The 13,610-nt window shown below is 68.4% G+C and carries 16 protein-coding genes; 5 read left to right on the top strand and 11 right to left on the bottom strand.

Translation table 11 applies throughout. The features are described from left to right. Positions 1 to 182: 182 nt before the first annotated feature. The 3 genes from A5680_RS13460 to eccB form a co-directional block, all read right to left on the bottom strand. Complete coding sequence (locus tag A5680_RS13460) at positions 183 to 794, bottom strand: hypothetical protein (RefSeq protein WP_156349557.1); 612 nt, start codon at positions 792 to 794, stop codon at positions 183 to 185. 268 nt (positions 795 to 1,062) lie between these two features. Next, positions 1,063 to 1,359 (bottom strand): hypothetical protein, encoded by a 297-nt coding sequence (locus A5680_RS25755; protein WP_156349556.1) that lies wholly within the window; start codon positions 1,357 to 1,359, stop codon positions 1,063 to 1,065. A gap of 221 nt (positions 1,360 to 1,580) precedes the next feature. Next, entirely contained in the window at positions 1,581 to 2,951 is a 1,371-nt protein-coding gene (eccB, locus tag A5680_RS13465; RefSeq protein WP_055403407.1) for a type VII secretion protein EccB, read from the bottom strand. Positions 2,952 to 3,070: 119 nt separating this feature from the next. Between eccB and A5680_RS13470 the strand changes: the two genes are divergently transcribed. Further along, positions 3,071 to 3,907 carry a cutinase family protein gene (locus tag A5680_RS13470; protein WP_067820072.1) on the top strand — a complete coding sequence of 279 codons (837 nt, stop codon included), beginning with the start codon at positions 3,071 to 3,073 and terminating at the stop codon, positions 3,905 to 3,907. A 57-nt stretch (positions 3,908 to 3,964) separates the two neighbouring features. After that, positions 3,965 to 4,585 carry a cutinase family protein gene (locus A5680_RS13475; RefSeq protein WP_055403405.1) on the top strand — a complete coding sequence of 207 codons (621 nt, stop codon included), beginning with the start codon at positions 3,965 to 3,967 and terminating at the stop codon, positions 4,583 to 4,585. Here A5680_RS13475 and truA read toward each other — a convergent pair. From truA to infA, 8 genes are all read right to left on the bottom strand, one after another. After that, complete coding sequence (gene truA, locus A5680_RS13480; protein WP_082970358.1) at positions 4,582 to 5,433, bottom strand: tRNA pseudouridine(38-40) synthase TruA; 852 nt, start codon at positions 5,431 to 5,433, stop codon at positions 4,582 to 4,584. The two genes, A5680_RS13475 and truA, sit on opposite strands and share 4 nt — an antisense overlap. Next, positions 5,420 to 6,067, bottom strand: coding sequence for a 50S ribosomal protein L17 (rplQ, locus tag A5680_RS13485; RefSeq protein WP_067820078.1), 648 nt, complete (start codon positions 6,065 to 6,067; stop codon positions 5,420 to 5,422). Before rplQ ends, truA begins: the two co-directional genes overlap by 14 nt. Positions 6,068 to 6,181: 114 nt before the next feature. Next, positions 6,182 to 7,225, bottom strand: coding sequence for a DNA-directed RNA polymerase subunit alpha (locus A5680_RS13490; protein WP_055403402.1), 1,044 nt, complete (start codon positions 7,223 to 7,225; stop codon positions 6,182 to 6,184). A 130-nt stretch (positions 7,226 to 7,355) separates the two neighbouring features. Next, entirely contained in the window at positions 7,356 to 7,961 is a 606-nt protein-coding gene (gene rpsD, locus A5680_RS13495) for a 30S ribosomal protein S4 (protein ID WP_055403401.1), read from the bottom strand. 11 nt (positions 7,962 to 7,972) lie between these two features. After that, positions 7,973 to 8,389 carry a 30S ribosomal protein S11 gene (gene rpsK / locus A5680_RS13500; RefSeq protein WP_046182344.1) on the bottom strand — a complete coding sequence of 139 codons (417 nt, stop codon included), beginning with the start codon at positions 8,387 to 8,389 and terminating at the stop codon, positions 7,973 to 7,975. 6 nt (positions 8,390 to 8,395) lie between these two features. Further along, positions 8,396 to 8,770 carry a 30S ribosomal protein S13 gene (rpsM, locus tag A5680_RS13505; RefSeq protein WP_007167900.1) on the bottom strand — a complete coding sequence of 125 codons (375 nt, stop codon included), beginning with the start codon at positions 8,768 to 8,770 and terminating at the stop codon, positions 8,396 to 8,398. 160 nt (positions 8,771 to 8,930) lie between these two features. Then, positions 8,931 to 9,044, bottom strand: a complete 114-nt coding sequence (rpmJ, locus tag A5680_RS25245; protein WP_003879483.1) for a 50S ribosomal protein L36 — start codon at positions 9,042 to 9,044, stop codon at positions 8,931 to 8,933. A 38-nt stretch (positions 9,045 to 9,082) separates the two neighbouring features. Continuing rightward, entirely contained in the window at positions 9,083 to 9,304 is a 222-nt protein-coding gene (infA, locus tag A5680_RS13510; protein ID WP_003418601.1) for a translation initiation factor IF-1, read from the bottom strand. Positions 9,305 to 9,576: 272 nt separating this feature from the next. On the opposite strand from infA, the gene A5680_RS13515 reads away from it, so the two are divergent. From A5680_RS13515 to A5680_RS13525, 3 genes are read left to right on the top strand one after another with little or no spacing between them, the layout of a single operon-like run. Further along, on the top strand, positions 9,577 to 11,262 hold the full coding sequence (locus A5680_RS13515; RefSeq protein WP_055403421.1) for an FAD-dependent oxidoreductase: 1,686 nt from the start codon (positions 9,577 to 9,579) through the stop codon (positions 11,260 to 11,262). Further along, positions 11,259 to 12,734, top strand: a complete 1,476-nt coding sequence (locus tag A5680_RS13520; protein WP_067820081.1) for an ATP-binding protein — start codon at positions 11,259 to 11,261, stop codon at positions 12,732 to 12,734. Before A5680_RS13515 ends, A5680_RS13520 begins: the two co-directional genes overlap by 4 nt. Positions 12,735 to 12,763: 29 nt before the next feature. Continuing rightward, complete coding sequence (locus A5680_RS13525; RefSeq protein ID WP_046182367.1) at positions 12,764 to 13,609, top strand: LLM class F420-dependent oxidoreductase; 846 nt, start codon at positions 12,764 to 12,766, stop codon at positions 13,607 to 13,609. The last annotated feature ends 1 nt before the right edge of the window (position 13,610 follow it).

Here is a 13,610-nt window from a genome sequence, read left to right on the forward strand (position 1 = left end):
GCCGCGTTGGCGATCGCGCTGGTCGCCGGCGTGGCGGGGGGCCGACGACGGGGTACCGGGAGTCGGTCAGGTTGAACGGGTCGATGGTTGCGCCTCGCGTCAGGCAGTGATCTTCGTAACTGAACCAAGGCCCCGTTAGGACCCCTAGCGCTCGGTTTCGGCACTAGGTAACCGGCACGTCATCAACGTCCCTGCGTCAAGCCTTCCCGAGCTTCCGCTTCGGTCATACCCATTACCGCGAAGTGGAGGATGGAAGTCAGGGTCTTGAACTCGGTCGCTTCTACGACCGAATTGATCGTGCCCGCCCGAACGGTCGAGCGCGGCCTATCGCACTCGATGCAGAGAACCCCGAAGGCTTCACCGTGGTCGTGCAGTTGCAGTTTGATGCCGGTCATTGCGCGAGTTTGCATTCGAAGGCCGCGGGCGTCTACGTCGGTGAAGCCATACGACCGGACCTGTGTTTCTTCCCAGTCAGCACGGCTAGCGGGCATGGTCACAACCGTCGGGGTACCTACTCCGCGCCACAATCGGCCGATGAAACCCTGTGTGTCGGGATATGAGTCCCGGCCGACCCGCGCGTAGTCGACGTTCGGTGATACCCGCCCAACAAGATAAAGGGAATTATCCCGGTGCCGGTAGACCGACAAGCGGGTGTCGTTCGAGTAGATGTTCACCGAAGTGGCAAGTTCGCGCAGAAGAATGTTGACGATGTCGATTAAGCGAACGGTGTGCGCGGTGACGCGGTTGCTAAGGTCCTCGACTTGCCGAATCAGATGGGTGTTCTGAATGGTCAATTGGGTGAGCGTAGGGCGATGCCTGGTCCGTTCATAAGCGATGGACGCAACCGCGATTGCTAGGCCCACCAGTAGCAGAGTCAAGACGATCGGGCGGACCCAAAGCCACGATGCGCCTATCCCGGCCATCCCGAGGACACCGGCGCTCAGCGCCGTGAGCACGTCCGAGGTGCATTCGCGCAACCACATACGGCATCGCTGCCGCCGGGTCAAAGGACTCTGGCTCGACGACGCCATTATGCAGACAGGTACTGACCCAGCGCTTCGACTAGGCGAGCGTCAATTCCCGCTGCCGCTCTCGCCAATGTGAACTGTGTGGAGAACCACGGAGAACCTCGATGATCGCCGCAGCTGCAGCGGCAGCATCCGCATCCGCATCCACAACGTCGTCGCTGACCATCACCAGATTGATCAAAACGCTGTCACCGTCACCGATTTCAACCCGCAACTGTGACACCCCATACCGTTCCTTCTCGAATCCTTCGAGGCAGGCGCGCATCTCGGCCAATGCGTCCTCGCGGCTCTGTCCCTCTACCCCGAAGTGCGCACTTGACTGAACACCCATAGCGTCCGCCTCTCTCAAACCTCGACCCGCTACGTCGAGTGAATCGGCAAGTATGTGGAAAGTGTACGGCCCACGCCGACAGGTTGATGTAGTCAGCGACGCACGGCTGTGCATGAAATGCGGCGCGATGGCGTGGGCCACGTTTCCGACCCGCCATGCTGAAAGCGTTGGCCGGCCGAATGATGGGGCACAGGCGTCTACACGGCAAGGGTGGTGACTCACTACGGGGAGCCCGTGACGGAGTCGCGGGGGATTGACGCCTTCTCTCTGCTCAGCTCCGGCCCAGCGGGGAGCAGGGCCAGGACCGGCCACGGCGCCGGGATCGCCGCCGGCAGTCCGAGGTCGTGTGCGGCGTCGTCGTCGTGAATCGCGAAGCGCACCCCGGAGTCGGTGACCAAATAGCGCGCGCCGGCCCGCACGTAGGCGCTCCGCCCGGGCGGCACGTACACGGCGTCCAGGGCGGGCCCGGGGCCGTCGGCCTGCGCCAAAGACATCGGCGTCCGACCCGGCGGGAGCGGCAGCCCACTGCCGACCGATAACGTGACGCCGGGTTCGCCGGGCGGCACAACCGGCCAGGAGACACACAACGCGCTGACGTCGTCCGAAAGCGTCGGCGCCCGGTCGGGGAAGCCGGCCACCGGCAGCGCGTCGTCGATCGGGGCGGAGCGGATCGCGTCGGGCGCCACCGCCACGACGGTGGCCGTGCCCTGGGAGTTGCCGAAGCGCAGGAGGTCGGCGGCCACCTGCCCGATGCGCTGGACGCCGTCGGCAAGCACCGCGTAATACTCGTCACCGCCCGCTTGTGTGACGCGCACCACACTGCCCACCGCAAATCCGGGCAACGCAGCCGCCCTTCCGCCGGCGCCGCGCACCCTCGGCGTCCTGATCGGCGCCGCCTCCGGGATCGCATCCAGCAACGCGGGCGAGACGCGGCGCGGTGCGCGCCCGTCGAGCCGGAGCGCGCGCACCACCGCGGCGTCGGTGACGTCCACCAGGGCCCGCTGCCCGTCGTAGAGCAAGTAAGTCGGCGAACCCGGGCCGGCCGCGACCAGGGTGGCTTGCCCAGCGCCCAGGCGGCGGACCGGCGTTTCGTCGGTGTGCCCCGCGATCACCGTCGTCGCGCCGGGGCCTTCCGTATCGCAGATCGTCCAGCCCGAGTCGGCCGCCGGCAACGGTTCGCCGATGAGCTGCGGCGCGCCCGGGATGCCCAGCAGCGGGCCGCGTTTGGCCCGCGCCAGGTCGGCCTCGGGTGCCGATCGGGGGCTGGCCGCCGTCCCCACGACCAGCCGCGCGGATGCCAGGTTCGGCACCGGGTGCCAGGTATCGCCCACCCGCACGTACAGCGCACCGGATTCCCGCCCCATCACCAGTTGGGCCTCGTCCAGCGCCACCCGTGGCCGCAGCAAACCAGCGAGCCCAGCCACCGCGACGGCGATAGCCGCCAGCGCGCACCCGGCCGTCAGCGCCGCCCCTGACGAGGGCGAGCGTGCGCTGAGCGTGTGGATATCCCCACCCAGCAACGCGCACTCGGCACGACGCAGCAGAAATCGGTGACCGCTGACGTGCAGCCACGTGGTCGGCCGACCCGGCACTGATCCCCCAACCCCCGTACTTCCTGGGCACACGGTAAAGCGGCCGGCCGCGCGGCCGCTTAATTGATCCACAGGCCAGCGAACTTTCGAACCGTGCTTAGGGTAGGTAAAGTTACGGCGTGTTTTCCCACCGCTTAGGTCGCTGGGTGGGCCCGGGGGTTTCTGCAGTGGTCACCGCCGCCGGCCTGCTCGTATCCCCCGCTGCGACGCCGACGGCCTCCGCATTTGACTGCCCGGACGTCGAGGTCATCTTTGCCCGCGGCACCAACGAGCCGCCCGGCCTGGGCCGGGTGGGCGACGCCTTCGTGGACTCGCTGCGCGAGCAGACCCACCTGAACATCCTCCCCTACGGGGTGAACTACGCGGCCAGCAAGCTGCAGCTGCACGGCGGTGACGGCGCCAACGACACCATCGACCGCGTCAAGAAGAGCGTCGAGACCTGCCCGAACACCAAGATCGTGCTGGGCGGCTACTCGCAGGGCGCGTCGGTGATGGACATCGTGGCCGGCGTGCCGATCGGCGGCATCAACTGGGGCAACTCGCTGCCGGCGCAGTACGCCCCCAACATCGCGGCCGTCGCCACCTTCGGCGACGTGGCCGACCGCGCCGGCGGCACGCTGCCCAGCCAGAGCGCGCTGCTGGGCTCCAAGGCGATCGACCTGTGCAATCCCAACGACCCGATCTGCCACGCCGGCCCGGGCAACGAGTGGAGCGGGCACACCGAGGGTTACGTTCCGGTGTACACCACGCAGGCCGCCGCGTTCGTCGCCTCCAAGCTGCTGGCCGGCACCGGCCAGTCGGTTCCCGGCTTCGGACCGCCGCTGGGTCCGGTTCCCGGCAGCACGCCGTCACCGGTCAACGGGCAGACCCCCGGCTCGCCGCCGTCGATCCACGGCGGAACCGCTCCGGCTCCGGCCGCGCCCGACACGGTGACTCCGCAAGCTCCTCTCGTCTGAATCGTTACCGGCCCGCGATCATCGCGCCCCTAACATCGTGGGGTGAGGCTTATTCCGTTGACGCTGGGCGCCGGGCTGCTCGCGGGAGGCGCGATAGTGGTTGCTCCGCAACTGCTTCCGCAAGCGTTCGCCTCGTGCCCCGGCGTTGAGGTGGTATTCGCCCGCGGCACCGACGAACCGCCGGGTGTCGGCAAGGTCGGCGGGGCGTTCGTCAACGCGCTGCGCCAGCAGACTTCCAAAAGCGTTGGCTCCTATGGGGTGAACTACCCGGCCAACAAGGATTTCCTGGCCGCCGCCGACGGCGCCAACGACGCGAGCAATCACATCCAGCAGATGGCCGGCAACTGCCCCAACACCAAGCTGGTGCTCGGCGGCTACTCGCAGGGCGCCGCGGTGGTCGACATCGTCACGGCCGCACCGGTGTCCGGGCTGGGCTTCCGCCAGCCGCTGCCGGCCGCGGCCGCCGATCACGTGGCCGCCGTCGCGCTGTTCGGCAATCCGTCCGGCCGCGCGGGCCAGCTGATGAGCGCGCTGACACCGGAATTCGGCGGCAAGACCATCGACCTGTGCAACCCGGGCGACCCGATCTGCTCGGGCGGCACCCAGTGGGCGGCGCACCTGAGCTACGTGCCGGGCCTGACGAACCAGGCCGCGCGTTTCGTCGCCGCCAAGGTTTAGCGGGTGCGCAGGTCCCGGGTGACCAGGTTGCGCGCTTCCAGCTGGTCGTTCGGCGGGTAGTCGACGCGCACCAGGGTCAGCCCGTGCGGCGGCGCGGCCGCGTAGTCGCTGGAACGGCTTGTGGCGCCGAGTAATTCGCGACACCACGACGCCGGTCGGCGGTGCTCGCCGACGGCCAGCAGCGCCCCGACCAGCGAGCGCACCATCGACCAGCAGAACGCGTCGGCGCTGACGTGCGCGGTGATCAGGTCGCCGTCGCGCGCCCAGTCGAAGCGCTGCAGGTCGCGGATGGTGGTGGCGTTGGGTCGGTGCCGGCAGAACCCGGCGAAGTCGTGCAGCCCCACCAGCTCTCGCGACGCCGCGGCCATCGCGTCGACGTCCAGCGGGCGCGGCCACGCGGTGACATACCGCGCCTGCTGCGGCTGCGCCCCGTAGGGCGCCGTGGAGAGCCGGTACACGTAATGGCGCCGCAGCGCCGAGAACCGGGCGTCGAAACCCGCTGGGGCGCGGGCGATGTCGAGCACTCGAACGTCGGTGGGCAGGAACCGGCCGAGCCGGCGCACCAGCGGCCGGAACTCCGGCTCGCCCACGTGCGGCGAGCGCGGATAGGCGTTCGGCAGCGCGTCCAGCGGCACGTCGAGGTGGGCCACCTGCCCGGTGGCGTGCACGCCGGTGTCGGTGCGCCCCGCAGCGCGCAGGCGCACCGTGGTGCGGAACAGGGTGGTCAGCGCCTCGTCGAGAACCCCGGCCACGGTGCGCTGGCCGGCCTGAGCGGCCCAGCCCGCGAATTCCGTTCCGTCATAGGCGATGTCGAGCCGCAGACGGACGTGATCGTTAACTCTCGTCAGCCTCGTCGGCCTCTTCGGCCTTCTCCGCCTCGGCGCGTGCCTCGATGGCCTCGTCGTGCTTTTCCTCGGCGGCGGCCTCGGCCTCGGTCGCCTCCGAAGCCTCGGTGGACTCCGAAGCCTCCGGCGTCTCGTTGGCCTCGGTCTCGGTCGCCTCCTCGGCCGTCGGACCGACGGCTTCCTCAGGCTCGACCGCCGCCTGAGGTGCCGCCGCCGCCGCGACCGGCGCCTTCTTGGGCGTCTTGGTCCGGCGCGCCCGCTCGGCCTCCGAGGTCACCGTCTTCTCCAGCACCAGCTGAATCACCGCCATCGGGGCGTTGTCGCCCTTGCGCGGCTCCACCTTGATGATGCGGGTGTAGCCGCCGTTGCGGTCGGCGAAGAACGGCCCGATCTCCTCGAACAGCTTGTGCACCACGTCCTTGTCGCGGATCTTCTTGAGAACCTCGCGACGGTTGTGCAGCGTGCCCTTTTTCGCGTGCGTGATCAGCTTTTCGGCATACGGCCGCAACGCGCGCGCCTTCGGTTCGGTCGTCTTGATCTGGTTGTGCTCGAACAGCGACGTGGCCAGGTTGGCCAGCAGCGCCTTCTGGTGCGAAGACGACCCGCCGAGGCGAGGACCCTTGGTGGGCTTGGGCATTGCACTATCTCCTAAGTGGGGCCGACCCCCGTATCAGGTAGGGCCGGGACGGACGTCTTTAGTTGTGTCCGGTTCCTCAGCGGCCGCTGCACGGCCGCATCGTCACCAGACTGATTAAAGCTGTTCGGTTTCCGCGTAGTCCTGGTCGTCGTAGGCGCCCTCGGTGGACCAGGTGCCGGTGGCCACGTCGTAGCCGGCGACCTGCGACGGGTCGAAGCTCGGCGGGCTGTCCTTGAGCGACAGGCCCAGCTGGTGCAGCTTGACCTTCACCTCGTCGATGGACTTCTGACCGAAGTTGCGGATGTCGAGCAGGTCGGACTCGGTGCGGCTGACCAGCTCGCCGACGGTGTGCACGCCCTCGCGCTTGAGGCAGTTGTACGACCGCACGGTCAGGTCCAGGTCGTCGATCGGCAGCGCGAACGAGGCGATGTGGTCGGCCTCGGCCGGCGACGGCCCGATCTCGATGCCCTCGGCCTCGACATTGAGTTCGCGTGCCAGACCGAACAATTCGACCAGGGTCTTACCGGCCGACGCCAGCGCGTCGCGCGGGGTGATCGAGCTCTTGGTCTCGACGTCCAGGATCAGCTTGTCGAAGTCGGTGCGCTGCTCGACACGGGTCGCGTCGACCTTGTAGGTGACCTTGAGCACCGGCGAGTAGATGGAATCGACCGGGATGCGGCCGATTTCGGCGCCGGAGGCCCGGTTCTGCACCGCCGGCACGTAGCCGCGGCCCCGCTCGACGACCAGCTCGACCTCGAGCTTGCCCTTGTCGTTCAGCGTCGCGATGTGCATGTCGGGGTTGTGCACCGTCACACCGGCGGGCGGCACGATGTCACCCGCGGTGACCGCGCCCGGGCCCTGCTTGCGCAGGTACATGGTGACCGGCTCGTCCTCCTCCGAGGACACCACCAGGCCCTTGAGGTTCAGGATGATCGCGGTGACGTCTTCCTTCACCCCGGCGACGGTGGTGAACTCATGCAGCACGCCGTCGATGCGGATGCTGGTGACGGCCGCGCCGGGAATCGACGACAGCAGCGTGCGCCGCAGCGAATTGCCCAGGGTGTAACCGAATCCGGGCTCCAGGGGCTCGATGACGAACTGCGAGCGGTTGTCGGTGAGGACTTCCTCCGACAGGGTGGGTCGCTGAGAGATCAGCATGGTGTTTCTTCTTCTCCTTCTCGGCACCCGCTATTTGATGCCGACTGTGTTGTCCGCTCCGACCCGCCGCGCCCGGCTTCACCGCGCTTGCGATCGTCGCAGCCCTGCGCCGGGTTCAGCGCGGGGAGTCTTACTTCGAGTAGAACTCGACGATCAGCTGCTCGGTGAGCGGCACGTCGATCTGCGCCCGCTCGGGCAGCTGGTGGATCAGGATGCGCTGGCGCTCCCCGACCACCTGCAGCCAGCTCGGGATCGGGCGGTCGCCCGCCGTCTCCCGCGCGATCTGGAACGGCACGGTGTTCAGCGAGCCCTCGCGCACGTCGATGATGTCGTACTGCGACACCCGGTAGCTGGGCACGTTGACGTGCACGCCGTTGACGCTGAAGTGGCCGTGGCTGACCAGCTGGCGGGCCATCCGGCGCGTGCGGGCGAGCCCGGCGCGGTAGATGACGTTGTCCAGCCGGCTTTCCAGGATGCGCAGCAGGTTCTCACCGGTCTTGCCGGAGACGCGGTTGGCCTCTTCGTAGTAGCGGCGGAACTGCTTTTCCATGACGCCGTAGGTGAAACGGGCCTTCTGCTTCTCCTGCAGCTGCAGCAGGTATTCGCTCTCCTTGATCCGCGCGCGGCCGTGCTGGCCGGGCGGGTAGGGGCGCTTCTCGAACGCCTGGTCGCCACCGACGAGGTCGGTGCGCAGCCGGCGCGACTTGCGGGTGATGGGTCCGGTGTAACGAGCCATGATCCTTGTTCCTAGACCCTTCTGCGCTTCGGCGGACGGCAGCCGTTGTGGGGCTGCGGGGTGACGTCGGAGATCGCGCCGACCTCGAGGCCCGCGGCCTGCAGCGAGCGGATCGCCGTCTCCCGGCCCGAACCCGGGCCCTTCACGAACACGTCGACCTTGCGCACGCCGTGCTCCTGCGCCTTGCGCGCGGCGTTCTCGGCGGCGAGCTGCGCGGCGAACGGGGTCGACTTCCGCGAACCCTTGAAGCCGACGTGACCCGACGACGCCCAGGCGATGACGTTGCCCTGGGGGTCGGTGATGCTCACGATCGTGTTGTTGAACGTGCTCTTGATGTGGGCGGCGCCGTGCGGGATGTTCTTCTTTTCCCGCTTGCGGGTCTTCTGCCCCTTCTTGGGCGCAGAGGCTGCCTTCTTGGCTGGTGGCATGGGCGATTACCTGGCCTTCTTCTTGCCGGCGATGGTGCGCTTCGGGCCCTTGCGGGTGCGCGCATTGGTCTTGGTCCGCTGGCCGCGCACCGGCAGGCCGCGGCGGTGCCGCAGGCCCTGGTAGCAGCCGATCTCGATCTTGCGGCGAATGTCGGCCTGCACCTCGCGGCGCAGGTCGCCCTCAACCTTGAGGTTCGCTTCGATGTAGTCACGCAAGTGGGTCAGCTGGTCGTCGGTCAGGTCCCTGGTGCGCAGGTCCTTGTCGATCCCCGTCGCTGCCAGGATCTCGTTCGACCGGGTGCGGCCGACGCCGAAGATGTACGTCAGCGCGATCTCCATCCGCTTGTCGCGCGGGAGATCGACGCCTACTAGTCGAGCCATAGGTGGCGTTTCCTCTTTTTCTATGCGGAGGTCTGATCCCAGCCCGTTCCCGCTCCAAAGTTTGGGGCGGGGCCCGGCCTCCGTTCCGGGCGTGATGAACGGCCTATCCGCTCAGTGGTGCTGGGAGGTCTGCATTCAGTTGTGTGGCAAGCGCTTCGGGTCAGCCCTGACGCTGCTTGTGGCGCGGATCGGAGCAGATCACCATGACCCGCCCATGCCGACGGATCACCCTGCACTTGTCACAGATTGGCTTGACGCTCGGGTTCACCTTCACGGCTGTTCGATCCTGTTCTTCTCGTTGTCTGGTCGGGCTTACTTGTACCGGTACACGATGCGGCCCCGGGACAGGTCGTACGGAGACAGCTCCACCACCACCCGGTCCTCGGGCAGGATGCGGATGTAGTGCTGCCGCATCTTGCCGCTGATGTGGGCGAGCACCTTGTGTCCGTTCTCCAGCTCAATGCGGAACATCGCATTGGGCAGGGGCTCGACCACGCGGCCCTCGACCTCTATGGCACCGTCCTTCTTGGCCATATATCTTCAGCAATCCTCGTCTTTGGTTTCGTATCCTTGAGTGCGCCCATATCGGCGCAGCATTCGCCCGACTAGAAACGTGAGCCAAGGGCAGGAAATTCCAGGAATTCCTAGGACAGGGCACGCAAAAAGTCGGCGCGGATGACGCACCGTTGTCCCACGATACCTGGTCAGGCGCCTGACCCAAAATCGCCAGCAGCGTAATCCGCCGGGCCGGCAACGCGCCGCCTCGACCTGCCGTCAGGGCCCTGACGAGGGCATACTTGAATCCGATGACGAGTCCCGCGAGTCCCGCAGAACCATCCACCCAGCCTCGCAAGCCGGTCCTGCTGACCGTCGACGACGATCCCTCGGTCTCCCGCGCGGTCGCCCGCGATCTGCGCCGCCAGTACGGCGACCGGCACCGGATCGTGCGCGCCGAGTCGGGCCCCGACGCGCTGGAGACGCTCAAGGAGCTCAAGCTGCGCGGTGAGACGGTCGCGGTGCTGATCGCCGACTACCGGATGCCGCAGATGAGCGGCATCGAATTCCTCGAGCGGGCGATGGACCTGTACCCGGCGGCGCGCCGCGTGCTGCTCACCGCCTACGCCGACACCCACGCCGCCATCGACGCGATCAACGTCGTCGACCTCGACCACTACCTGCTCAAGCCGTGGGATCCGCCGCAGGAGAAGTTCTACCCCGTCATCGACGGGCTGCTGGACGCCTGGCGGGCGTCCCCCGAGCACCCGATCCCGCACACCAAGGTGATCGGGCACCGCTGGTCGGAGCGGTCCTGGCAGGTGCGCGACTTCCTGGCCCGCAACGGCCTGCACTACTCGTGGTTCATGGCGGACGAGCCCGACGGCGAGCGGCTGCTCACGGCCGCCGGCGAGGACGGCCTGCGGCTGCCCGTCGTCGTCACCGAGCGCGGCGACACCCTGGTCGAGCCCACCGACGCGCAGCTGGCCGACACCCTGGGCCTGACCACCACGCCGTCGCAGGAGTTCTACGACCTGATCGTCATCGGCGGCGGCCCGGCCGGCCTGGCCGCCGCGGTCTACGGCGCGTCCGAGGGGCTGCGCACCGTGCTCATCGAGCGCACCGCGACGGGCGGGCAGGCGGGCCAGAGCTCGCGGATCGAGAATTACCTCGGCTTCCCCGACGGGGTGTCCGGCGGCCAGCTGGCCGACCGCGCCCGCCGGCAGGCCGAGAAGTTCGGCGCCGAGCTGATCACCGCCCGCACCGCCACCGCGCTGGAGGTCAACGGCCCCAAGCGCACCGTGCGCTTCGCCGACGGCGGCTCCATCGACGCGCACGCCGTCATCCTGGCCACCGGCGTCGCCTACCGCCAGCTGCCCGCGGAGGGCTGCGGCGAGCTGACCGGCAAGGGCGTCTACTACGGCGCGGCGGTGTCCATCGCGTCGGAATGCGCGGGCGAGGAGGTCTACGTCGTCGGCGGCGCCAACTCCGCCGGCCAGGCCGCGATGTACCTGTCCCGCGAGGCCAAGTCGGTGACCATCGTGGTGCGCGCGCCGTCGCTGGACGCCTCGATGTCCTACTACCTGATCCAGCAGATCGAGCAGCGGCCCAACATCACCGTGCGCACCTGCACCGAGGTGCGCCGCGCTGTCGGAGCGGACCACCTGGAGCGGCTGACCCTGGTCGACAACCGGACCGGGGAGACCGAGGACGTCACCTGCGCGCGGATGTTCATCTTCATCGGCGCCGCCCCGCGCACCGAGTGGCTGGACGGGGTGCTCGCTCGCGACGACCACGGCTTCGTGCTTACCGGACCGGACCTGCGCAACGTGTGCGGCTGGACGCTGGACCGCCCGCCGCACCACCTCGAGACCAGCGTGCCGGGGGTGTTCGCCACCGGCGACGTGCGCGCCGAGTCCGCCAAGCGCGTCGCGGCCGCAGTCGGCGAGGGGTCGATGGCCGTCATGCTGGTGCACCGCTACCTGGCCGAATCGTGACCGCCAAGACCCCGTGCGAGCCCGACGAGCTGCGCAGCCTGTTCCTCTTCGAGGCGCTCAGCGACGAGCAGCTGGCGGTGCTGTGCAGCAACGGGCACATCGAGAACTACGAGCCGGGACCCATCTGCGTCGAGGGTGAGCCGGCGACCTGCTTCTACGTCCTGATCGAGGGCGAGCTGACCATGTCGAAGCTCTCCGGCGGCCAGGACATCGAAACCAACCGCACCTCGCAGCGCGGCGTCTACTGCGGGGCCTGGCGGGCGTTCACCGGCGGCAAACAGAAGAGCTACGACGCCTCGGTGCACGTGACCAAGCCCTCCCGGTTCTTCGTGATGGACGCGCCGGTGTTCGCCCAGTTCATGAAGGACCAGTTCCCGATGGCGGTGCACCTGCTCGACGGCATCGCCGTCGGCACCGACCGCACCCGCCGGATCATCGACAACCGGGAGAAGCTGCTGGCGCTGGGCCGGTTGTCGGCCGGGCTGACCCACCAGCTGAACAATCCGGCCGCGGCCACCGTGCGCGCCGCGTCGGAGCTGCGGCAGCGGGTCGCCGGCATGCGCCAGAAGCTCGCGATGCTCGCCGACGGCACCGTCAGCCCGGAGGCCCTGCGGGCGCTGGTGCGGCTGCAGGAAGAGGTCGCGGCCCAGGTGGCCAAGTCGGCCTCGACGAACCTGACCGCGATCGAGACGGCCGATTTGGAGGACGCCGTCGGCGAATGGCTCGAGGACCACGACATCGAGGGCGGCTGGGACATCGCCCCGACCTTCGTCGAGGGCGGCATCGACACCGATTGGCTGGAGCGCATCGCCGCGGCCACCGAGGAGCTCGGCGCGTCGACGTCGCTGGAGAAAGCCATCCGCTGGCTGACCTACACCGTCGAGGGCGAGCTGCTGCTGAACCAGATCCTGGAAGCGAGCAAACGGATTTCGGCCCTGGTCGCCGACGCCAAGCAGTATTCGCAGATGGACCGGGCCCCCTTCCAGGTGGCCGACATCCACGATCTGCTGCGCAGCACGCTGGTGATGTTCGCCGACCGGCTGGGCCGCGACGCCGCCGTGCAGGTGGCCAAGGACTTCGACAAATCGATTCCCGAAATCCCTTGCTACCCAGGCGATCTCAATCAGGTGTGGACCAACATCATCGACAACGCGATCGCCGCGATGGGTGATGCGGGCGGCACGCTGACCATCCGCACCTGCCGCGAAGGCGAGAGCATGGTCCGCGTCGAAATCTGCGACACCGGTCCGGGGGTGCCCGAGGACGTCCGCGAGCACATCTTCGAGCCGTTCTTCACCACCAAGCCCTTCGGCCAGGGCACCGGCCTGGGGCTCGATCTGGCGTTCAACATCGTCGTGAAGAAACATCGCGGCGACCTGCGGGTGGAATCCGTCCCCGGCGACACCCGGTTCATCGTGCTGCTGCCGCTGGAGCCGCCGCCCCCCGACGCGAGTTCGCTGGACCCGGAATAGCGGCCTGCGCCGGCGGGTTGGGAACGACCATGACCGATGCAGCGAGCAAGCCCAATCTTGGCCGGTTCGGATCGTTCGGACGCGGCGTCACGCCCCAACAAGCCAAAGACATCGAAGCCCTGGGCTACGGGGCCGTCTGGGTGGGCGGTTCGCCGCCGGCCGAGCTGGCCTGGGTCGAGCCCATCCTCGAGGCGACGACCACCCTGCAGGTGGCCACGGGCATCGTCAACATCTGGACCGCACCCGCCAAGCCGGTGGCCGAATCGTTCCATCGCATCGACAAGGCCTACCCGGGCCGGTTCCTGCTCGGCATCGGCGTCGGCCATCCCGAGGCGCACACCGAGTACCGCAAGCCCTACGACGCGCTGACGGAGTACCTGCAGCAGCTCGACGACTACGGGGTGCCCGCCAACCGCCGCGTGGTGGCCGCGCTGGGCCCGCGCGTCCTCAAGCTGTCGGCCGAGCGCGCCGCCGGGGCCCACCCGTACCTCACCACCCCCGAGCACACCGCGCACGCCCGCGAGCTGATCGGCCCGTCGGCGTTCCTGGCGCCCGAGCACAAGGCGGTGCTGACCACCGACGCCGAGAAGGCGCGCGCGGTCGGCCGGCGGGCGCTCGACATCTATTTTCAGCTCGCCAACTACCGCAACAGCTGGAAGCGGCTCGGCTTCACCGACGAGGAAGTCACCAAACCGGGCAGCGACCGCCTGGTGGACGCGGTGGTGGCCTACGGCACCCCCGAGGCCATCGCGGCCCGGCTGAAGGAGCACCTCGACGCCGGCGCCGACCACGTGCCCGTGCAGGTGCTGACGAAGGATGACAACCTTGTCTCGGCGCTGGCCGAATTGGCGGGGCCGCTCGGATTGAACGCATAAG

This window comes from Mycobacterium sp. E2989, from assembly GCF_001667595.1.
GTDB lineage: Bacteria > Actinomycetota > Actinomycetes > Mycobacteriales > Mycobacteriaceae > Mycobacterium.